Annotated in this window: 20 protein-coding genes; 14 read left to right on the top strand and 6 right to left on the bottom strand. The window is 73.2% G+C overall.

The features are described 5' to 3' along the window. Positions 1–47: 47 nt before the first annotated feature. From mnhG to ACTMS9_RS18380, 4 genes are all read left to right on the top strand, one after another. A complete protein-coding gene (gene mnhG, locus ACTMS9_RS18395) occupies positions 48–389 on the top strand; it encodes a monovalent cation/H(+) antiporter subunit G (RefSeq protein WP_441165559.1) in 342 nt (113 codons plus the stop codon). Between the two features lie 160 nt (positions 390–549). Next, positions 550–1,902 (top strand): hemolysin family protein, encoded by a 1,353-nt coding sequence (locus ACTMS9_RS18390; protein ID WP_357613697.1) that lies wholly within the window; start codon positions 550–552, stop codon positions 1,900–1,902. Further along, positions 1,899–2,963: a hemolysin family protein gene (locus ACTMS9_RS18385; protein WP_441165558.1), complete on the top strand. Its 1,065-nt coding sequence runs from the start codon at positions 1,899–1,901 to the stop codon at positions 2,961–2,963. Before ACTMS9_RS18390 ends, ACTMS9_RS18385 begins: the two co-directional genes overlap by 4 nt. A 267-nt stretch (positions 2,964–3,230) precedes the next feature. Further along, positions 3,231–4,154 (top strand): sporulation protein, encoded by a 924-nt coding sequence (locus ACTMS9_RS18380; protein WP_441165557.1) that lies wholly within the window; start codon positions 3,231–3,233, stop codon positions 4,152–4,154. A 127-nt stretch (positions 4,155–4,281) separates the two neighbouring features. Here the strand turns inward: ACTMS9_RS18380 and leuE are convergent, their stop codons facing one another. Further along, positions 4,282–4,950 (bottom strand): leucine efflux protein LeuE, encoded by a 669-nt coding sequence (gene leuE / locus ACTMS9_RS18375; RefSeq protein ID WP_280836540.1) that lies wholly within the window; start codon positions 4,948–4,950, stop codon positions 4,282–4,284. Beyond that, complete coding sequence (locus ACTMS9_RS18370; protein ID WP_441144313.1) at positions 4,950–6,194, bottom strand: bifunctional pyridoxamine 5'-phosphate oxidase family protein/GNAT family N-acetyltransferase; 1,245 nt, start codon at positions 6,192–6,194, stop codon at positions 4,950–4,952. The genes leuE and ACTMS9_RS18370 overlap by 1 nt, the downstream gene beginning before the upstream one ends. Positions 6,195–6,232: 38 nt before the next feature. Here ACTMS9_RS18370 and ACTMS9_RS18365 point away from each other — a divergent pair, with 38 nt between their 5' ends. The 9 genes from ACTMS9_RS18365 to rny all read left to right on the top strand — a co-directional run bounded on the left by ACTMS9_RS18365 (position 6,233) and on the right by rny (position 16,427). Continuing rightward, positions 6,233–7,573, top strand: coding sequence for an aminotransferase class I/II-fold pyridoxal phosphate-dependent enzyme (locus ACTMS9_RS18365; protein ID WP_441165556.1), 1,341 nt, complete (start codon positions 6,233–6,235; stop codon positions 7,571–7,573). A 97-nt stretch (positions 7,574–7,670) separates the two neighbouring features. Continuing rightward, entirely contained in the window at positions 7,671–8,369 is a 699-nt protein-coding gene (locus ACTMS9_RS18360) for a UdgX family uracil-DNA binding protein (protein ID WP_357610886.1), read from the top strand. A 76-nt stretch (positions 8,370–8,445) separates the two neighbouring features. After that, positions 8,446–9,588 carry an acyl-CoA dehydrogenase family protein gene (locus ACTMS9_RS18355; RefSeq protein WP_441144308.1) on the top strand — a complete coding sequence of 381 codons (1,143 nt, stop codon included), beginning with the start codon at positions 8,446–8,448 and terminating at the stop codon, positions 9,586–9,588. A gap of 74 nt (positions 9,589–9,662) precedes the next feature. Further along, the gene (locus ACTMS9_RS18350; protein WP_441144306.1) at positions 9,663–11,006 is read left to right on the top strand and encodes an MFS transporter; all 1,344 of its coding nucleotides are present in this window, start codon (positions 9,663–9,665) and stop codon (positions 11,004–11,006) included. A gap of 4 nt (positions 11,007–11,010) precedes the next feature. Further along, a complete protein-coding gene (locus ACTMS9_RS18345; protein WP_088963362.1) occupies positions 11,011–11,211 on the top strand; it encodes a DUF3046 domain-containing protein in 201 nt (66 codons plus the stop codon). A 185-nt stretch (positions 11,212–11,396) separates the two neighbouring features. Then, positions 11,397–12,443: a recombinase RecA gene (gene recA, locus ACTMS9_RS18340; protein WP_088963361.1), complete on the top strand. Its 1,047-nt coding sequence runs from the start codon at positions 11,397–11,399 to the stop codon at positions 12,441–12,443. 15 nt (positions 12,444–12,458) lie between these two features. After that, positions 12,459–13,154: a regulatory protein RecX gene (locus ACTMS9_RS18335; RefSeq protein ID WP_210779465.1), complete on the top strand. Its 696-nt coding sequence runs from the start codon at positions 12,459–12,461 to the stop codon at positions 13,152–13,154. A 169-nt stretch (positions 13,155–13,323) separates the two neighbouring features. Further along, complete coding sequence (locus ACTMS9_RS18330; protein WP_441165555.1) at positions 13,324–14,028, top strand: 3-keto-5-aminohexanoate cleavage protein; 705 nt, start codon at positions 13,324–13,326, stop codon at positions 14,026–14,028. A 632-nt stretch (positions 14,029–14,660) separates the two neighbouring features. After that, positions 14,661–16,427, top strand: a complete 1,767-nt coding sequence (rny, locus tag ACTMS9_RS18325) for a ribonuclease Y (protein ID WP_441144301.1) — start codon at positions 14,661–14,663, stop codon at positions 16,425–16,427. A 58-nt stretch (positions 16,428–16,485) separates the two neighbouring features. Here the strand turns inward: rny and ACTMS9_RS18320 are convergent, their stop codons facing one another. From ACTMS9_RS18320 to ACTMS9_RS18305, 4 genes are read right to left on the bottom strand one after another with little or no spacing between them, the layout of a single operon-like run. Continuing rightward, a complete protein-coding gene (locus ACTMS9_RS18320) occupies positions 16,486–17,457 on the bottom strand; it encodes an amino acid ABC transporter permease (protein WP_441165554.1) in 972 nt (323 codons plus the stop codon). Continuing rightward, positions 17,454–18,161 (bottom strand): amino acid ABC transporter permease, encoded by a 708-nt coding sequence (locus ACTMS9_RS18315; protein WP_154942820.1) that lies wholly within the window; start codon positions 18,159–18,161, stop codon positions 17,454–17,456. The genes ACTMS9_RS18320 and ACTMS9_RS18315 overlap by 4 nt, the downstream gene beginning before the upstream one ends. Before the next feature lie 42 nt (positions 18,162–18,203). Beyond that, a complete protein-coding gene (locus ACTMS9_RS18310) occupies positions 18,204–19,079 on the bottom strand; it encodes a glutamate ABC transporter substrate-binding protein (RefSeq protein WP_350797597.1) in 876 nt (291 codons plus the stop codon). Positions 19,080–19,137: 58 nt separating this feature from the next. Further along, positions 19,138–19,893, bottom strand: a complete 756-nt coding sequence (locus tag ACTMS9_RS18305; protein WP_441144296.1) for an amino acid ABC transporter ATP-binding protein — start codon at positions 19,891–19,893, stop codon at positions 19,138–19,140. A gap of 198 nt (positions 19,894–20,091) precedes the next feature. On the opposite strand from ACTMS9_RS18305, the gene selD reads away from it, so the two are divergent. Beyond that, positions 20,092–21,081 carry a selenide, water dikinase SelD gene (selD, locus tag ACTMS9_RS18300; RefSeq protein WP_441165553.1) on the top strand — a complete coding sequence of 330 codons (990 nt, stop codon included), beginning with the start codon at positions 20,092–20,094 and terminating at the stop codon, positions 21,079–21,081. The last annotated feature ends 10 nt before the right edge of the window (positions 21,082–21,091 follow it).

Here is a 21,091-nt window from a genome sequence, read left to right as displayed (position 1 = left end):
CCGGCCCGGCCGGCGCACGGCGGCGTCGCGAACGAAGAGGCTGCCCGGTGAGCGCGGGTACGGTCGCCGACTGGCTGGGGGCGATCGCCCTGGTGGCGGGGGCGCTGCTCAGCCTCGTCGCCGGGATCGGGGTGCTGCGCTTTCCGGACGTGCTGGACCGGATGCACGCCGCCACCAAGCCGCAGGTGCTCGGGGCGCTGCTCCTGCTGCTCGGGCTGGCGTTGCGGCTGCGCAGCCCCGCCGACCTCGGCATGATCGCGCTGGTCGCCGTCTTCCAACTGGCCACCGCGCCGGTGGCCGCGCAGATGATCGGCCGGGCCGCGTACCGGTCGGGGCGGGTGGACCGGACGCTGCTGGACCGGGACGAACTCGCCGAGCACCGGAAATAGGGGATGAGCAGCGGCTTTGTCCCCACCTTCAGCGGGCATTCAGCGACCACAGATAGAATTGCCGCATGATCGACTCCTCTGCCCAGGAGGGCAGCAGTAGCCAGCCGGGTTGTGCCCGGCATCCCCTCGCCCCGACGTCCCCGGGAGCCCTGAGCGACCCGTGCTGATCGTCGTCGGTCTCGTACTCATCATCGTTCTCACCGCCGCCACCGGCTACTTCGTGGCCCAGGAGTTCGGCTACGTCGCGGTGGACCGCGGCCGGCTCAAGCAACAGGCCGAGGAGGGTGACCAGGCGGCCGCCCGGGCCCTGGAGGTCACCGGCCGGCTCTCGTTCATGCTCTCCGGCGCCCAGCTCGGCATCACCGTGACCGCCCTGCTGGTCGGTTACGTCGCCGAGCCGTACCTGGGCGCCGGGCTGGCCGAACTGCTCGGCGGCGCCGGTGTCTCCACCGCAGTCAGCCTCCCGCTGTCGGTGGCGCTGGCCCTGCTCATCGCCACCGTGGTGCAGATGGTCCTCGGTGAACTCGCCCCGAAGAACCTGGCCATCGCCCGCGCCGAGCCGCTGGCCCGGGCGCTGAGCCGCTCCACCCTGATGTACCTGAAGGTCGCCGGCCCGCTGATCACGCTCTTCGACCGGGCGGCGGTGCGGCTGCTGCGCCGGGTCGGCATCGAGCCGATCGAGGAGCTGCCCAGCGGCGCCACCCCGGAGGACCTGGAACAGATCATCGCCGAGTCCCGGGAGGAGGGGCACCTCGACGCCGAGATGTCCGACCTGCTCGACCGGGGCCTCGACTTCCGGGAGCTGACCGCCGGGGAGGCCATGGTGCCCCGGGTCGACGTGCACACCGTACGGGCGCACGAGCCGGTCAGCCGGGTCGTCGAGCTGCTCGACACCGGCCACTCCCGCTTCCCGGTGCGCGGCGCCGAGGGCGTGGACGACCTGGTCGGCGTGGTCGGCATCGCCGACGTGCTCGGCGTACCCCCGGCGCGGCGCGCCACCACCCCGGTCAGCGCGGTGGCCGTACCCCCGTTGCTGGTGCCCGAGACGCTGCCGCTGCCGACGGTGCTGGACCGGCTGCGGTCCGGGCACCGGCAGCTGGCCTGCGTGGTCGACGAGTACGGCGGCTTCGCCGGGGTGATCTCGCTGGAGGACATCGCCGAGGAACTGGTCGGCCCGATCCGCGACGAGGACGACCCGCCGGAGCGCGCCCCCGCCCGGCAGGCGGACGGCTCCTGGGTGGTGCCGGCCCGCTGGCGGATCGACGAGGTCGCCGACAGCACCGGCATCGCGCTGCCCGAGGCCCCCGAGTACGACACCCTCTCCGGGCTGGTCATGCGGGAGCTGGGCCGGGTGCCCGAGGTGGGTGACCGGCTGGAGATCAGCCTGCCCGCCGACGGCGAGGCGCCACGCGAGCGCGCCCTGGTCGAGGTGCTCGTCGTGGACCGGCACGTGGCCGACTCGGTGCGGCTGCGGATGGCCGGCGAGGCCCCCGGCGGGGAGGTGGCGGCATGAGCCCCGGCGTCGCACTGCTGGTCTCGGCGCTGCTGCTGGCGCTCAACGGCTTCTTCGTGGCCGCCGAGTTCGCCCTGTTGGCGAGCAAGCGCTACCGCCTGGAGCAGGCGGCCGCCGGTGGCGGTCGGGCGGCGCGGGCGGCCCTGGACGGCGTCCGCGAGCTGTCGCTGATGCTGGCCGGCGCGCAGCTCGGCATCACGCTGTGCACCCTGGGGCTGGGCGCGCTGGCCGAGCCGGCGATCGAACACCTGCTCAGCCCGCTGCTGCACACGGTGGGGCTGCCCGACGCGGCCAGCCACGCCGTCGCGCTGGTCTTCGCGCTGGCGCTGGTGACCTTCCTGCACCTGGTCGTCGGGGAGATGGCCCCGAAATCGTGGGCGATCACCGATGCCGAGCGGTCGGCGCTGCTGCTGGCGCTGCCGTTCCGGGCCTTCGCCCGGGTGGCCCGGCCGGTGCTGTCGGCGCTCAACGCGCTGGCCAACGTGGTGCTGCGGCTGTTCGGGGTGCAGCAGCAGGACCAGCTCGCCCAGGTGCACGGCCCGGACGAGCTGCGCATCCTGCTGGAGCAGTCCCGCGAGCACGGGCTGCTCGGCGCCGAGCAGCACCACCTGCTGACCAGCATGCTGGAGTTGCAGGGCACCACCGTCCGGGACGTGATGGAGCCCTTCGACGAGATCGTCACGGTCCGCCGGGACGACACCGCGGACCGGATCGAGCAGGTCAGCCGGGACAGCGGCCGGTCCCGGCTCGCCGTGCTGGACCCGGGCGGCGAGGTCTGCGGCCTGGTCCACGTACGGGAGGCGGTGCGGGCGGTCACCACCGGCCGGCCGGCGACGGCGGGCGAGCTGATGACCCGGGCGTTCACCCTGCCGGCGACCTCCTCGGTCACCGAGGCGGTGGCCGCGATGCGCGCCGACCAGTCCCAGCTCGCGCTGGTCCGCAACGGTGGCGGCCCCACCCGTCCGATCGGCTTCGTGGCCCTCGAAGACCTGCTGGAGGAGGTCATCGGCGAGTTCGACGACGAGACCGACCCGGTCCCGCGCGGCCGACGCCTGCGCTGACGCCCACCCCACCTTCCGCCCGGCCGCCGGCTCCCCGTGACCCGGCGGCCGGCCTCGTCCCCACCCCCTTCCCCCCAAGACCCGCGCACCTTCGGAGAAAGCGTGGCCATCGGGCGGGAAATGGCCACTCTTTCCCCGAAAGTGCAAGTGCGTGGCGGGCTGCCGCTCGGGGCGCTCGGGAAGTGCGGCGGACCGCCGCGCGGGCGGGGAGTGCCGGGACGGGGGGTGGGAAAGCCCCGAGCGAGGCGAGGGGAGGGGAGCGCGGGCGTGCGGCTGACCGGGGTGGCGCGGGAGTCCGGGTGGACCGGGCTCTCGGTGAGCACCACGCTGACCAATCCGAGCACCCGGCCGGGGCTGCGGTTGCCGGGGCGGGTGACGCTCGCCGCCGGGCCGGACGACGTGCCGATCCGGCACGTCCGGCTGGGCCTGGTCGCCACCGCGGAATCGGACGATCCGCGCAGTCCACGGCGACTGGTGCAGTACCACCAGGTGCCCATCGGCGGCCGGTTCGTGGTGCCGGCGGGGCGACGCCGGGCGATCGACTTCGCCCTGCCGCTGCCCTGGGAGACCCCGGTGACGATCTTCGGCGGGGTGCCCCTGATGAGCATGCGCACCGGGCTCCGGACCGAGGTGTCGGTCGACCCCGAGCTGGACCAGGGGGCGATGGTGCCGGTCTTCGTCCATCCGCTCCCCACCCAGCAGCACATCCTCGCCGCACTGGACACGCTCGGCTTCCTGATCCGGCAGGCCGGCCTGTCGCACGGCCGGCTGCCCGGCGTCGAGCAGGCGCTGCCGGTGCACCAGCGAGTCGGCTACTGGGTGGGACCGCTCTACGCCGGCCCGATCACCGAGCTGGAGGTGATCTTCGTGGCGAACTCGGCCGGCCTGGAGGTGGTCCTCTGGCTGGACCGCCGGCTGTCGCTGACCGGGATCAGCCACCAGAGCATCAGCCGCTTCCGGATCTGGCACACCGGTGCCGACCAGCGGGACTGGGTGGCCGTCGTGGACGGGTGGCTGCGCGTGGCGATCAACCGGCACGCGGCGGCCGCCTCGCACGCCGACCGGTCCGCCAAGATCACCGAGTCCGCCCACGTCAGCCGCCATCCCGACGAACCGGTCGCGCCCGGCTACGGCCTCGGCGGCACCGCCGGGGGCGGGGGCATCGGCGGCGGTGGTGGCGACGGCACCTGATGCCCTGCGCCGGCGCCCGACCGAGGTGGGGGCGACGGCGGTTGATCGCCAGACCCCGGCGGGGGCGGCGGCACCCGGGGCGCCGCCGCCGACCGCGCCTCCCGCGACACCAACCGCCCGGCCGGGGTCAGACCGAGGCGGTGGCGAGCTTCAGGCTGAAGCCGAGGAAGAGCACCCCGACGCCGGTGGTCGCGCTCGCGGCCAGCCGCCGGCGGCGCCGGAACTGGGCGGCCAGGAAGGTGCCCATGAAGATCAACGCGGTCAGGTAGAGCGCGCTGGTGACCTGGGCGATCAGCCCGAGCAGCAGGAACGACAGCGCCGGCCAGGCGTACCCGGGGTCGACGAACTGGATGAAGAACGAGATGAAGAAGAGGATCGCCTTCGGGTTGAGCAGGCTGATCACCAACGCCTTGCGGAACGGGCTGCGCATCGCCGCCGGCTCCGCGGCGTCGATCAGCCGCGGCGCCGCCGGGTCGTTGCGGTCACGCCAGCGCCGCCAGGCGCCGCGCAGCATCGTCAGCCCGACATACCCGAGGTACGCCGCACCCGCGTACTTGATCACCAGGAAGAGCGGCGGGTACGCCTTGAGCAGCGACGCCACCCCGGCGGCGGAGAGGAACATCAGCACCCCGTCGCCGACGAACACCCCGCCCGCGGCCCGGTAGCCGGCCCCCACCCCCCGCTTGGCGGCGGTGGAGAGCACGAAGAGCGAGTTCGGCCCCGGCAGCAGAATGATCGCCACGGTCCCCAGCACGTACGTCCAGATGTCGGTGATGCCCAGCACGCCCGCCATCATCACGCCACGGGTGCCGTACGGCGAAGCCTTTCCCGGAGCCTGGCCTGTGCGTTCGGCCACTCGTCGACGGTCATCGCGTACTGCACGGTGTCCCGCCAGGAGCCGTCCGGGCGCTGCCGGTGCATCCGCAGCACGCCCTCCCGGGTGGCGCCCAGACGCTCGATCGCCGCCTGCGAGCGGGTGTTGCGGATGTCGGTGTGCCACGCCACCCGGACCGCGCCGAGCTCGTCGAAGGCACGGCTGAGCAGCAGCCGCTTGGCCTCGGTGTTGATCCCGCTGCGCCACCAGGGCCGGCCGAGCCAGGTGTGGCCGATGGCGACCGCCCGCCGCTCGGGGTCGATGTCGTAGTACGAGGTGGTGCCGACCACCGCGCCCGTCCGCGCGCAGCGCTGCACCCAGGGCACCCGTTCGCCCCGGTGCCCGGCCGCCAGCGCGCCCGCGACGATCTCCCTCATGGTGGCCGGGTCGGTGGGCAGCGGGTGGCTGAGGTGCGCCCAGACCTCCGGTTCGGCGGTGGCGGTGAAGAGCTCGTCGGCGTGGGCCAGGTCCAGCGGCTCCAGCAGCACGTGCTCGCCCCGCAGGGTCGCCGCCTCCCGCCACGGCGAACCGGCGGTCCGCAGTCCCGCCGGCACCGGCGCGGTGACGCCCGCGTCCGGTTCCGGCAGCCCGGCGGTCAGCCGCAGCGGCACCACCCCGGCCCAGTACGGCAGGTCGAGGTCGGCGGGGTCGTCGCGGACCCCACCGGTGCGGGACCGCAGCGACACCTCGCGCAGCGGCAGCGCCAGCACGGCCGTCTCGGCCAGCTCCCGGCGGCTCGGCGGGCGGCTGTCCGCGCTGCGACCGGCGGCGACCTTCTCCACCAGGGCGGTCAGCATCCGTGACTTCTCTGCGTCGTCGGTGACCAGGTGGGCGGTGCCGTGCGCGACCACCGACCGGTAGTTGGCGCTGTGGTGGAACTGTGAGCGGGCGTAGACCAGCCCGTCGAGCAGGGTGACGGTGACGCAGATCCGCAGTCCGTCGTCACCGCGGGCGGCGAGCAGCGGCCGGCTGCCGGTGGAGCCGTGCAGGTAGAGGGTGTCGCCGATGCGCACGTGCAGGGTGGGCAGCAGCCGGGGCTCGCCGTCGACGGTGAACCCGAGCACGCAGTGGTACGCCTCGTCGAGCACGGCGTGCACGGCGGCCGGGTCGTAGCTCATCCGGTCACGCGAGCGGCTGGCCGTGGTGCGCGGGGTCGGGGCGTACATGCGACATCCCACCTTTGTTCTAGTACAATCCGCTAACTGTGGCAGTACGTTATCAGATCAGTGGCAGTACGTCGGCCGCCATTTCGGCGAGCGTGGAAACCGGCATCCGGGCCGACGCGCTGGCCCCGGGCAGTCCGCTGCCCGCCGTCCGGGCGCTCGCCACCGAGTTGGGGGTCAGCCCGGCCACCGTCGCCCGGGCCTACCAGGAGCTGCGCCAGCGGGGTCTGGTCGTGACCGCCGGCCGCCACGGCACCCGGGTGCGCCCCCGGCCCCCGGTCACCGGCCGGCGCGCCGCGCTGCACCCGCCGCCCGCGCCCGGCACCCGCGACCTCTCCCAGGGGTACCCCGACCCTCGGCTGCTGCCCCCGCTCGGCCCGCACCTGGCCGCGCTGGCCGCCGAGATCGGCCCACCCGTCGGGTACGCCTCGACCGCCCTGCTTCCCGCGTTCGCCGAGGCGGCCCGGGACCGGCTCGCCGCCGACGGCGTACCGGCCGAGGAGATCACCGTGACCGGGGGCGCGCTGGACGGCATCGAGCGGCTGCTCGCCGCGCACCTGCGGCCCGGTGACGCGGTGGCGGTGGAGGACCCGGGCTGGGCCAACCTGCTCGACCTGGTCGCCGCGCTCGGGCTGCGGCCGATCGGCGTACCGGTGGACGACGACGGGCCCACCGAGGCCGGCGTGCGCGACGCCGTGGCCCTCGGCGCCCGGGCGTTGGTGGTGACCAGCCGCGCGCAGAACCCGACCGGCGCCGCGGTCTCCGCCGAGCGGGCCGGAGCCCTGCGGGAGCTGCTCGCCGGCCGCCCCGACCTGCTGCTGATCGAGGACGACCATGCCGCCGAGCTGGCCCGGGTGCCGCTGCACCCGCTCGCCGGGGCGACCCCGGCGTGGGCCTTCGTCCGCTCGGTGAGCAAGCCGTTCGGGCCCGACCTGCGGCTGGCGGTGCTGGCCGGCGACGAGGCCACGGTGTCCCGGGTCGCCGGCCGTGCCCGGGTCGGCGCCGGTTGGGTCTCCACCGTGCTGCAACGGCTCGTGCTCTCGCTCTGGCGTGACCCGGCCACCGCGGAGCTGGTCCGCCGCTCCGGCGAGGAGTACGAGCGGCGACGTACCGGGCTGCTGGCGGCGCTCGCCGCCCGGGGCCTGGCCGGGCGCGGTCGCAGCGGCATCAACATCTGGCTGCCGGTGCCGGACGAGACCAGTGTGGTCACCGCGCTGCGCGACGCCGGGTGGTCGGTGGCGCCCGGCGCGCTCTACCGGATCGGTGCCGAGCCCGGGGTCCGGATCACCGTCAGCGCGCTCGACGACGCCGACCTGGTGCCGGTCGCCGACGCGGTCGCGCGGGCGCTCCGGCCGGCCCCGCCGGGTCGGTTCACCGCGTGACCACGACTGGTCCTCGAGGCGCATGGTCGACATTCCGGAGGGTAAGTGGCCGCGCCACACCCGGCGTCGCCGGCGAATCCGGGATATAAAGTTCGCCATGGCCGAGACCGACGCGCCCGGTGCGCAGAAGTTCATCCCGCCGCAGGCCGACACCCTCGACGAGCTGCGCGCCGCGGCCGCCGGTTGCCGGGGCTGCGAGCTGTACCGCGACGCTTCGCAGACGGTCTTCGGCCGGGGTGACGAGAGCGCCCGGGTGGTCCTGGTCGGCGAGCAGCCCGGCGACATGGAAGATCAAAAAGGACTGCCCTTCGTCGGGCCGGCCGGCCGGCTGTTGCGGCGAGCGGTCGACGACGCCGGAATCGACCCAAAGCACATCTATTTGACGAATGCCGTAAAGCACTTCAGGTTCGAGCTGCGCGGGAAGCGGCGCATCCACCAGACGCCGGACCGGGTGCACATCACCGCCTGCCGGCCCTGGCTGGTCGCGGAGTTCTCCCGGTTGCGTCCGGATCTGGTGGTGGTGCTCGGCGCGACCGCCGCCAAGGCCCTGCTCGGCCCGGCGTTCCGGGTGACCAAGCAGCGCGGCGAGCTGCTGCCCTGGCCGGCCGCCGCGCAACGCCCGGAGGACTTCGTCCGGGTCCCGGTGGACAGCGCCGGGAAGGTGGCCGACGCGCCGGCCGCGCAGCTGCTGGCCACCATCCACCCGTCCGCCGTGCTGCGCGCCGACGACCAGGACGCCGCGTACGCGGGGCTGGTGCAGGACCTGACCGTCGGCGCCCGCGCACTGGCCGGGTAGCGCCCCGGGTGAGCCGCTGGCAACGCCTGCCACCGCCCCCTGGGCAGCGCGGGTGAGCGGTGCCACACTGGCCGCCATGGAGCAGCATCTGTACGAACCGGTCCACGAGGAGTTCCGCGACCTGTGCCGGGAGTTCCTGGCCCGCGAGGCGGTGCCGCACCACCCCCGGTGGGAGGCCGACGGCATCGTCGACCGCGAGGTGTGGCGCAAGGCCGGCGCGGCGGGGCTGCTCGGCATGGACGTCGACACCGACCACGGCGGCGGCGGGCAGCGCGACTTCCGGTTCAACGCGGTGCTGGACGAGGAGATCGTCGCGTCGGGCTGTTCGGGGCTCGGCTTCGGCCTGCACAACGACGTGGTGGCGCCGTACCTGACCGAGCTGACCACCGACGAGCAGCGCAAGCGCTGGCTGCCCGGGTTCTGCTCGGGTGACCTGGTCACCGCGATCGCGATGAGCGAACCGGGCGCCGGCAGCGACCTGGCCGGGATCCGCACCAGCGCGGTCCGCGACGGCGACGGGTGGCTGCTCAACGGGCAGAAGACGTTCATCACCAACGGCGAGATGGCCGACCTGGTGATCGTGGTGGTGCGTACCGCGCCGGACCAGGGCGCGCACGGGGTCAGCCTGGTCGCGGTGGAGACCGGTACCCCCGGCTTCACCCGGGGCCGGCGGCTGGCGAAGGTGGGCCTGAAGGCCAACGACACCGCCGAGCTCTTCTTCGACGACTGCCGGGTGCCGGCGGAGAACCTGATCGGCACCGAGAACCACGGCTTCTACCACCTGATGGCCAACCTGCCCCGGGAACGGCTCAGCATCGCCGTCGCGGCGGTGGCGGCGGCGGAGAAGCTGCTCGCGGTGACCCTCGACTACGCCCGCTCGCGGGAGGCGTTCGGCCGGCCGATCGGCAGGTTCCAGCACAACCGGTTCCTGCTGGCGGAGCTGGACACCGAGGTCACCATCGCGCGCACCTTCGTCAACCACTGCGTGGCCGAGTTCAACGCCGGCCGGCTCTCGGTCACCGACGCCGCGAAGGCCAAGTGGTGGACCACCGAGCTGCAGAACAAGGTCGCCGACCGCTGCGTGCAGCTGCACGGCGGCTACGGGTTCATGCTGGAGTACCCGGTGGCGAAGGCCTGGCTGGACGGGCGGGTGCAGACCATCTACGGCGGCACCACCGAGATCATGAAGGAGATCATCGGGCGCGGGCTCGGCCTTTAGCGAAACCGGGTCCCCCGGGGCGGGGCCGGTTTGCAAGGATGGGGCCGCGTCTGACCCCTTACCGAGGAGGCCGCATGGCCACCGACCTGACCGCGCCGACCCGTACCCGGCCGGACGTCGCGCCGATCCAGCGACGGACCCTGCGCCTGCTGTTCAGCACCCAGATCATCGGCGGGATCGGCGTCACCATCGGCATCTCGGTGGGGGCGCTGCTCGCCGCCCGGGTCGCCGGGACCGCCGTCGCCGGCCTGGCGCAGAGCGCCGCCGTGGTCGGCGGGGCGCTGCTCGCCGTCCCGGTCACCCGGATCATGAACGGGCACGGCCGGCGACCCGGGCTGGCCGTCGCCTACCTGTCCGGCGCCGTCGGCGCCGTGCTGGTGGTGCTCGCCACGGTCACCCGCTCCGTACCGCTGCTCTTCCTCGGCATGCTGCTCTTCGGCGGCGGCACCGCGGCGAACCTCCAGGCCCGCTACGCCGCGGTGGACCTCGCCGAGCCGGCCCGCCGGGGCCGCCAGCTGTCGCTGATCGTCTGGGCCACCACCATCGGCGCGGTGGCCGCGCCGAACTTCGCCGCGCTCGCCGACGGCACCACCAGCGGGTGGGGACTGCCACCGCTGGCCGGTCCGTTCGCGTTCAGCGCCGCCGCGTTCGTGCTCGCCGCCGTCGTACTCCTGGTGCTGCTGCGGCCCGACCCGCTGCTCACCGCGCGCCGGCTGGCGGCGGCCGACGCCCCGGTCGCGGCCGCCGTCGCGGACGTCACCCCGCCGGCCGAGGCCGTCGCCGCGCCGGCGCGGACCGCCCGGCGCGGTGCGGGGATGCGCGCGGCCTGGCAGGTGGTACGCGACCGCCCGGCGGCCCGGCTCGGCATCGCGGCGGTGGCGGTCGGCCACGTGGTGATGGTCGCGGTGATGTCGATGACGCCGGTACGCCTCGGCGAGTCGCACGGCGACGCCGACGTGCTGCGGGTGGTCGGCATCGTGCTGAGCCTGCACATCGCCGGCATGTACGCGCTCAGCCCGCTGGTGGGCTGGCTCACCGACCGGGTGGGACGGCGCGCGGTCGTCCTCGGCGGCGTCGGGCTGCTGCTGGCCGCGTGCGCGGTCGCCGGCACCGCCGGGCACCACACGCCCCGGCTCTCGGTCGGCCTGGCCCTGCTCGGGCTGGGTTGGTCCGGCACCATGGTGGCCGGCTCCACCCTGCTGTCGGAGTCGGTGCCGGCGGCGATCCGGCCGAGCGTGCAGGGTCTCTCCGACCTGACGATGGGGCTGGCCGGCGCCGGCGCCGCCGCCCTGAGCGGGTTTGTCATGCGGGCGGCGGGTTATCCGGTGCTGACCCTGCTGGCGGCGATCGCGGTGGTGCCCCTGGTGGCGCTAGCGTTGCGTCCGGTGCCGGTGGCGGCACCGGACGAGGAGGACTGATCACGTGCGGCTGACCGACTTCTGGGCCCGGCTGGACGAGGCCTTCGGGCCGGGCTACGCGGCCAGCATCGCCCGCGACCAGGTGTTGTCCCAGCTGGGCGGGCGGACCATCGAGCAGGCGCTCGCCTCGGGTGAGCAGACCCACGTGGTGTGGCGGGCCGTCGTCGCCGCCTACCCCGACCGGGTGCCCGCCCGGCTACGCTGAGCGGCGTTCTCGTCGCTCCCGCGTGTCGCTTGCCGACTCGTACACCTGTTCGGCTATTGTCCACAGCGGGGTGCTCGTCCACAGCTCACGGCCCGTCGGCTGGTTTTCTGTCGGACCCAGCGCCTAGCGTGTCCCGCGTGACGCGAAGCTCAGGAAAGACGCCGGCGAAGGCAGGGGTGGCAAACATGGCCGCAGGGCCCGATCGGGAGAAGGCACTCGACCTTGCTCTCGCTCAGATCGACAAGCAGTTCGGCAAGGGTTCGGTGATGCGGCTGGGGGAGCGGCCGGTCATCCAGACCTCGGTGATCCCCACCGGCTCGATCGCGCTCGACGTGGCGCTCGGCGTGGGCGGCCTGCCCCGCGGCCGGGTCGTCGAGATCTACGGTCCCGAGTCCAGCGGTAAGACCACGGTCGCCCTGCACGCGGTGGCCAACGCCCAGCGGGCCGGCGGCATCGCCGCCTTCATCGACGCCGAGCACGCGCTCGACCCGGACTACGCGAAGGCCCTCGGCGTCGACACCGACGCCCTGCTGGTCTCCCAGCCGGACACCGGCGAGCAGGCGCTGGAGATCACCGACATGCTGGTCCGCTCCGGCGCGATCGACATCGTCGTGATCGACTCGGTGGCCGCTCTGGTGCCGCGCGCCGAGATCGAGGGCGAGATGGGCGACAGCCACGTGGGCCTCCAGGCCCGGCTGATGAGCCAGGCGCTGCGGAAGATCACCGGTGTGCTCAACAACACCGGCACCACGGCGATCTTCATCAACCAGCTCCGCGAGAAGATCGGCGTGATGTTCGGCAGCCCGGAGACCACCACCGGTGGTCGGGCGCTGAAGTTCTACGCCTCGGTCCGACTCGACGTGCGCCGCATCGAGAGCCTGAAGGACGGCACCGACGTGGTCGGTAACCGCACCCGGGTCAAGGTCGTGAAGAACAAGGTCGCCGCGCCGTTCAAGCAGGCCGAGTTCGACATCATGTACGGCAAGGGCATCTCCCGCGAGGGCTCGCTGATCGACGTCGGCGTGGAGCAGGCGATCATCCGCAAGTCCGGCGCCTGGTACACCTACGACGGTGACCAGCTCGGCCAGGGCAAGGAGAAGGCCCGGGAGTTCCTCAAGGAGAACCCGGACGTCGCCGCCGAGATCGAGAAGAAGATCCTGGAGAAGCTCGGCGTCGGGGTCGGCGCGGGCGACGCCGCCGGCGGCCCGGAACTGCCGCCGGTCGACTTCTGATCGGCCGCCGGCTAAGTGGCAGGACGACGCGCCCGCACGGGGCGGGGCTGGGATGCCAGCCCGCCCCGAGCGGGTGACGGCACCACCCCACGGCCCCGTCGAGGTCGTCGTGGCCGGTCCGACGAGACCGAGCCGGAGGCGACCCCGACCCCACCGCGCGACGAGGCCGAGGTGGCCCGGGAGATCTGCCTGCGGCAGCTCGCGGTGCGCCCGCGTACCCGGGCCGAGCTGGCCGGCGCGCTGGCCAAGCGGGGCATCTCCGACGAGGTGTCGGCCGACGTGCTCGACCGGTACGACGAGGTCGGCATCATCGACGACGCCGCCTTCGCCCGCGCCTGGGTCTCCAGCCGGCACACCGGTCGGGGCCTGGCCCGCCGGGCGCTGGCCAACGAGCTGCGCCAGCGCGGCGTGGACGGCGACGTGGCCAGCGAGGCGCTCGGCGAGCTGGACGAGGAGACCGAGGCGGAGACCGCCCGCGCCCTGGTGGACCGGAAACTGCGCACCGCCCGAGGCGAACCGGACGCGGTGTTCCGCCGGCTGGTCGGGATGCTCGCCCGCAAGGGCTACCCGCCGGGCGTGGCGATCCGCGCCGTGAAGGACGCCCTCGCCGCGCAGAGCGCCGAGGCGGCCGAGTTCGCCGAGCAGATCGACGCTGACGCCCTGGCCGAGGCCGAGGGCGAACTGGACCGCGACACCCGCGCCACCGACTGACCAACGCCTCCCCGCGAGACGCCCGCGCACCGGCTGAGCGACGTCCCGCAGCGGGAAGCCCGCGCCGCTCCGCCCGGGTGCCGTCCATTGCGGCCCGGTGTCGCCCGGCATCCGCGAGACGGCCGGAGCTGATCATGCCGGTGGCGTCCGGGCGGGAGAGGATGATCCGGTGCTGAAGGCGTGTCTCAACGGCGGCCGGAGCCGCGACGAGCATCCCGGCGTGCCGGTCACCCCGGCCGAGCTGGCCGCCGACGCGGCCCGCTGTGCCGCCCTCGGCGTGGCCGCCGTGCACGTCCACCCCCGCGACGCCTCCGGCGTGGAGTCGATGGCGCCGGCGGTGATCGCCGACGCGGTGACCGCCGTCCGGGCCGCCCGTCCGGGGCTCCCCGTCGGGGTGAGCACCGGGGCGTGGATCGAGCCCGACCCGGCCGCCCGGGTCGCCGCCGTCCGGGCCTGGACGGTGCTGCCCGACTTCGCGTCGGTCAACGCGCACGAGGAGGGGGCGGAGGCGGTCGCCGCCGCACTGCACGAGCGGGGCGTACTGGTCGAGGCCGGCCTCTGGACCCCGCAGGCCGTCCGCGCCCAACGGGGGTGGCGGGTGCCGGTCGGGCGGGTCCTCGTCGAGTGCACCCCGGACGACCCGACCCGGGCGCTGGCCGACGCCGACGCCATGCTCGCGCTGCTCGCCCCGGCTGGCCCGCCGGTGCTGCTGCACGGCGAGGGTGCTGCCGCCTGGCCGGTGCTCGCCGAGGCGGTACGCCGGGGCCTGGACACCCGGATCGGCCTGGAGGACACCCTCGGCCTCCCGGACGGCGCTCCCGCCCCCGACAACGCCGCCCTGGTCGCCGCCGCCCGCGCCCTCGGCGCCTCCTGACCCGCGCGCTCGGCGCCTGCTGACCCCCCGCCCTCGGCGGCTCCAGATCCCGCGCTCCCAGTGGCCCCCGCCGGGGCCGTGAGCAGGTCCGGAAGGCGACGGGCACCCCGGATCGTCGGGGCGTTTGTCCGCTGCTGTCCGTCATGCCATCAGCAACGGGTGACGGCTCAACTTCGCTCCGTTCGGGGGGTTTGATCATGAGTTCTTGACCGAACGGCCCTCGGCGACCTAGCCTCGCCCTACAGGCTCACATTGCCCGACCAGCGCAGGCTAAGCGCACAACATAGATCGCGTAACAGAACAGCATCACTTTGGCCAGCTCCACCGGCCTTTGACGGTCGCTCCGGACAGCCGGTCCGGAGGCGATCCGACAACTGCACCCGGCGGTCGACGATGCCCTGCGGGGCACCGCCGACGGAGAGCTGTACCCGCGGCCAGCCGCTCGGTCGGGCGTCCAGGGCCGTGGAGGCGCGTGCCCACCGGCACGAACCTCCACGGTGTCGACGTTCAGGGGAGGCGGCCATGACGGGGCGGCACAGGGACCACGGGTCCCCAGGGGGTGTCGGCGGTCGGGGGTCCGCCGGTGGCGTAGAGCGGTCCGACCTCGCGCCCGGCAGTGACGGGGCGCCGAGATGAGCGGCGTCGAGGTGGTGCTGCTCGTCGCCGTGCTGCTGCTGGCGCTGGTCGTCGTGGGCGCGGTGCTCTTCGGCGTCCGGGCGATCCGCGGCTTCCGCGCGGCCCCGGCCCCGGAGGACCCGGCCTTCATCGCCGAAAAGGACCGCCAGGAGCAGTCCCTGGCGGCGCTGCGCAGCGCCGCCAACGAGGCGAACAGCACCATCGACGTGGCGAAGTCCGCCGCGGCCGCCGCCCGGACCGAGGCGGCCGCCGCGAAGGCGGAGGCGAAGTCGGCCCGGGCCGAGGCCCGCCGGGTGCTCGACGACGCCCGTGCCGAGGCGGACACCATCCTGGAGCGGGCCCACCGGCAGGCCGAGGCCGACGCCGAGCAGTTGCGGACCGCCGCCCGGCGCAGCGGTGAGCGGGAGGTGGCCGTCCTCGCCGCCACCACCCGCGAGCAGGCCGCCGAGGTGGAACGCCGGGCCGCCAGGATGGACGAGCGGGAGCGGCTGCACACCGAGGAGGTCGAGCGCCTGGCCGAGCGGGAACGGCAGCTCACCGCGGCCAGCGCCGAGCTGGCGCGGCGGGAGGCCGGGCTGGTGGAGCGGGAGACCGAGCTGGCCGCCGCCGAGGAGCAGCGCCGCCGTGAGCTGGAACGGGTCGCCGGGCTGACCGCCGACGCCGCGCGGGCGGAGCTGATCGAGGCGATCGAGACGCAGGCCAAGCGGGAGGCCGCGCTGCTGGTGCGGGACATCGAGTCCGACGCCCGCAACACCGCCGAGCAGCGCGCCCGGCACATCGTGGTGGACGCCATCCAGCGGGTGGCCAGCGAGCAGACCGCGGAGAGCGTGGTCAGCGTCCTGCACCTGCCGGGCGACGAGATGAAGGGGCGGATCATCGGCCGGGAGGGGCGCAACATCCGCGCCTTCGAGTCGGTCACCGGGGTCAACCTGATCATCGATGACACTCCCGAGGCGGTGCTGCTGTCCTGCTTCGACCCGGTACGCCGGGAGGTCGGCCGGCTCACCCTGGAGAAGCTGGTCCTCGACGGCCGGATCCACCCGCACCGGATCGAGGAGGTGCACGACCTGGCCCGCCAGGAGGTGGAGGAGCTCTGCCACCGGGCCGCCGAGGACGCCCTGGTCGAGGTCGGGATCACCGAGATCCACCCGGAGCTGGTCACCCTGCTCGGCCGGTTGCGCTACCGGACGTCGTACGGGCAGAACGTGCTCAAGCACCTGGTGGAGACCGCGCACATCGCCGGGATCATGGCCGCCGAGCTGCGGTTGGACATTCCCACCATCAAGCGGTGCGCGTTCCTGCACGACATCGGCAAGGCGCTCACCCACGAGGTGGAGGGCTCGCACGCCATCATCGGCGCCGACCTGGCCCGCAAGTACGGCGAGAGCGAGGACGTGGTGCACGCCATCGAGGCGCACCACAACGAGGTGCCGCCGCAGACCATCGAGGCGGTGCTCACCCAGGCCTCCGACGCCTGCTCGGGCGGGCGGCCGGGTGCCCGGCGGGAGAGCCTGGAGGCGTACGTCAAGCGGCTGGAGCGGATCGAGGAGATCGCGGCCGGCAAGCTCGGCGTGGAGAAGGTCTTCGCGATGCAGGCGGGCCGGGAGGTCCGGGTGATGGTCAAGCCGGAGGACGTCGACGACATCGGCGCGGCGGTCCTGGCCCGGGACGTGGCCAAGCAGATCGAGGAGGAGCTGACCTACCCGGGGCAGATCCGGGTGACCGTGGTCCGCGAGTCCCGAGTCACCGAGATCGCCCGCTGACGGTACGCAGACGAAGAGGGCCGGCCCGCGTGGGCCGGCCCTCTCGTCGTACGTCGGGTCAGAGGCCCGTACCGCTGCTCTCGCTCTGCGACATGAGCGCCGCGGGCGGCGGGTTCTGCGCCGGGGTGCCGGCGGTCTTGCGGCCCTGCGAGAGCCGGCGCTGAAGGTACTGCGCCAGCTTCGACAGCGAGTAGTTGACCACGATGAAGAGCACGGCGATCACGACGTAGACCTGGATCGGGTTGCCCAGCACGCCGATGATCTGCTTGCCGATGTTGAGCGTCTCCTCGTAGCTGATGATGAAGCCGAGCGAGGTGTCCTTGAGCACGACGACCAGCTGGCTGATCAGCGCCGGCAGCATGATCCGGAACGACTGCGGCAGCAGGATCATCCGGGTGGCCTGCATCGGCGAGAGGCCGATCGCGGCGGCGGCCTCGCCCTGGCCGCCGGGCAGCCCCTCCATGCCGGAGCGGAGGATCTCCGCGATGACCACCGAGTTGTAGATGGTCAGGCCGATCACCAGGTACCAGAGCGTGTCGAACGAGGCGCCGAACTCGGGGAACCCGCGGGCCACGAAGAAGATGGTGATGACCACGGGCAGGCCGCGGAACACCTCGACGCAGACCCGGGTGACCGCCGACAGCAGCAGGCTCAGCCCGCGCAGCAGGTACGCCACCGGCGTCGCCAGCCCGGTGAAGCGGCGCCGGGTCAGACTCTTGAGCTGGATGCGCAGCACGGCCAGCAGGGTCCCGATCAGCAACGACGCGACGATGGCCAGCGCCGCCGCGATCAGGGTGTTCTTGAAGCCGAGCCCGATCCGGTCCCAGACCAGGGAGAAGTTCTCGTTGGAGGGGTCGACCAGCGGCCCCCACAGCTCCATCGAGAACTGGCCCTTCTCGTCCAGCGGCCGGTAGATCAGGAAGTACGCCCCGACGAGCATGGCCACCCCGGCGATCACGCTGCTGATCAGGGTGATCCGCTGCTGGCGGGGGCCGGGGACGTCGTAGAGGACGCTGGTCTGCTGACTCATCGGGCCACCGCCTGTCGCTTCTCGATCCGGTCCAGCAGGGCGCCGAGCGGCACGGTCATGATCAGGTAGCCGATCGAGATGCCGATGGCGACCGGGATGAAGGCGTAGCCCTCGGCTCCGGTGAGCTGGTCGGCCGTGGCCGACAGATCGCCGACGACCCCGAAGAAGCCGGCCAGCGCGGAGTTCTTGATCATCGCGATGATGACCGAGCCGAGCGGCACCACCGAGGCCTTCCAGGACTGCGGCAGCACCACGTACCGCAGGTTCTGGCCGAAGGTCAGGCCGAGCGACCGCGCGGCCTCGGCCTGCCCGGCGGGCACCGCGTTCACCCCGGACCGCAGCGCCTCGCAGACGAACGCGGCGGTGTAGAGCACCAGGGCGATCAGGGCGAAGCGGAAGTACGGCAGGTCGGTGTCGAGCCGGCTGAACACCGCGTCCAGGCCGGGGATGCGCAGGAAGTCGGCGTTGGAGCCGAGCGCCGGCAGGCCGAAGGCGGCGAAGAACATCACCACGGTCAGCGGCATGTTCCGGAAGACGTTCACATACCCGGTGCCGACCGCGCGCAGCGGCGGCACCGGGGAGATGCGGAGTACCGCCACGACGGCGCCCAGGAGCAGGGCGCCGATCGCGGCGAGTACGCAGATCTGGAGGGTGAGCCAGAAACCACCCGCAAAGACGTCGAACTTGTCGATGAGCACGTTCACGGGTCGGTGTTCCTCCCCACCCTCGGCGATCGAAGGATCAGATCAGTAGCGGTTGACGGTCGGGGCGGTGCCCAGCTCCGCGCCGAACTTGCCGGCGGTGTCGTCCCAGGCCTTCTTCCAGCTGCCGTCGGCGAACGCCTTCTCCAGCGTGTCGTTGATGAAGGTGCGGAACGCGGCGTCCTCCTTCTTCACCCCGATGCCGTACGGCTCCTTGGTGAAGTTGTCGCCGGCGAGCTTGAAGGAACCCTCGTTCTTGGCGATGTAGCCGAGCAGGATCACGTTGTCCGTGGTGACCGCGTCGACCTGGCCGCCGTTGAGGGCGTCCCGGCACTTGTCGTAGGTGTCGAAGAGCACCAGCTGGGTGGCGACGTCCTTGACGTACTGCTTGATCGTCTCGGCCGGGGTCGAGCCGGTGACCGAGCAGACCTTCTTGGTGCCGTCCTTGAAGGAGTCCGGGCCGGTGATCGTGGTGTCGTCCTTCTTGACCAGGATGTTCTGGCCGGCCTCGTAGTACGGGCCTGCGAAGGCGATGCGCTCCTTGCGCTTGTCGTTGATCGTGTAGGTCGCCGCGACGAGGTCGACGGTGCCGTTGACGATGACGTCCTCACGGACCTTCGACGGCGTCTCGACGTACTCGATCTTGTCCTCGGGGATGCCGAGCTCCTTGACGATGATCTTGGCGATCTCGACGTCGAAGCCCTCCGGCTTGCCCGACAGGCCCTTCTGACCGAAGCCCGGCTGGTCGAACTTGGTGCCGATCTTGATCTTCTGGGCCTTGTTGAGCTTCTCCATGGTGCTGCCGGCGGCGAACGACTTGCTGCCGGCGCCGGTGCCCTCGTCGGAATCGCCGCCGCAGGCGGCCATGCCGAGCGCCAGGGTGGCGGCCGCCGCGAGCGCGGCTACGCGCTTGATACGCATACTCATCTCCTTCTTGGACGGAGCCCGCCGGAGGACGGCGTGCTCCACGTACGGACGCCTAGTGCGTGAGGATCTTGGAGAGGAAGTCCCTGGCCCGCTCGCTGCGCGGGTTCGCGAAGAACTCGGCCGGCGGGGCGTCCTCGACGAGCTGGCCGTCGGCCATGAAGATGACCCGGTTCGCGGCGTGCCGGGCGAAGCCCATCTCATGGGTGACCACGACCATGGTCATGCCGTCGCGGGCCAGCGAGGTCATCACGTCCAGCACCTCGCCGACCATCTCCGGGTCGAGCGCGCTGGTCGGCTCGTCGAAGAGCATCGCCTTGGGCTGCATGGCCAGTGCGCGGGCGATCGCGGCGCGCTGCTGCTGGCCGCCCGAGAGCTGAGCGGGGTACTTGTCGGCCTGGTTGGCGATGCCGACCCGGTCCAGCAGGGCCAGGCCGCGCTCGCGGGCGACGGCCGGCTTCTCCTTGCGCACCTTGATCGGGCCGATGGTGACGTTCTCCAGGATCGTCTTGTGCGCGAAGAGGTTGAACGACTGGAAGACCATGCCGACCTCGCTGCGCAGCTTCGCCAGCGCCCGACCCTCGGCGGGCAGCGGCTGCCCGTCGAAGGTGATGGTGCCGGAGTCGATGGGCTCCAGCCGGTTGATCGTCCGGCAGAGCGTCGACTTGCCGGAGCCGGACGGGCCGATCACCACGACCACTTCGCCCTTGCCGACGGAGAGCGACACGTCGTCCAACACGTGCAGCGGGCCGAAGTACTTGTTGACCCCGTCCAGCACGATGAGCGGTTCGCCCGTCGTCACGTCGTACACCGTCCCTGTCGTCTGTCCCGGAAGCGGGGTCGGTCGACCCCCGGTTGGGCAACTGTAGGCGGGGTGAAGTGGCGGAACGCAACCTGGTTGGTCACGGAGCGGTAACACCACTGCCGGCCGTGCCCAGGAGTCCGAATTCCGCCCCGCCGCGGGGGAGTCCGAGTGGCGGTGGTGGCGCTCCGCCGAGATCATGTGGGGATGACCGACCGGGTCCGCCTGACCGATTACGCCCGTGGCGGCGGCTGCGCCTGCAAGATCCCGCCCGGCGAGCTGGAGGCGATGGTGGCCGGGCTGGGCCGGGCCGCCGGCACCGCCGACCTGCTGGTCGGGCTGGACCACGGCGACGACGCCGCGGTGGTCCGCCTGGACGCGCGGACCGGGCTGGTCAGCACAGCCGACTTCTTCACCCCGGTGGTCGACGACCCGTACGACTGGGGCCGGATCGCCGCCGCCAACGCGCTGTCCGACGTGTACGCCATGGGCGGCACCCCGCTGGTCGCGTTGAACCTGCTCTGCTGGCCGCGCGAGGTGCTCCCGCTGGAGCTGGCCCGCGAGGTGCTGCGCGGCGGGCAGGACGTGACCCGGGAGGCCGGCTGCCACCTCGCCGGCGGGCACAGCGTCGACGACGACGGCCCCAAGTACGGCCTGGCCGTCACCGGCGTGGTCCGCCCCGAGGAGCTGATCACCCTGGACGCCGGCCGGGCCGGCCTGCCGCTGTCGCTGACCAAGCCGCTCGGCGTCGGGGTGCTCAACACCCGGCACAAGCGGACCGGCGAGCGGTTCGCCGAGGCGGTCGCCTCGATGGTCGCGCTCAACTCCGACGCCGCCCGCGCGGCGGTCGCGGCCGGCATCCGCTGCGGCACCGACGTCACCGGCTTCGGCCTGCTCGGGCACGCCGCGAAGCTGGCCCGGGCCAGCCGCCTCACGATCGCGATCGACACCGCCCGGGTGCCGTACCTGCCGGGCGCGCGGGAGGCCGTCCGGGACGGGTACGTCAGCGGCGGAACCCGGCGCAACCTGGACTGGGTGACCCCGTGGACCGACTTCGGGTCCACCGACGAGGCGGACCGGCTGCTGCTCGCCGACGCGCAGACCTCCGGCGGGCTGCTGGTCGCCGGCGAGGTCCCCGGTGGCACCGTGGTCGGCGAGCTGCTGCCCGCCGGCGAGCACCGCCTCGTGCTCCGCTGACCCGCCCGCC

The sequence above is a fragment of the Micromonospora sp. L31 genome, from assembly GCF_052068075.1.
Classification (GTDB): domain Bacteria; phylum Actinomycetota; class Actinomycetes; order Mycobacteriales; family Micromonosporaceae; genus Micromonospora; species Micromonospora purpureochromogenes.
Note: the sequence above shows the minus strand (reverse complement) of the source record. Positions and strands in the feature narration are given on the sequence as shown.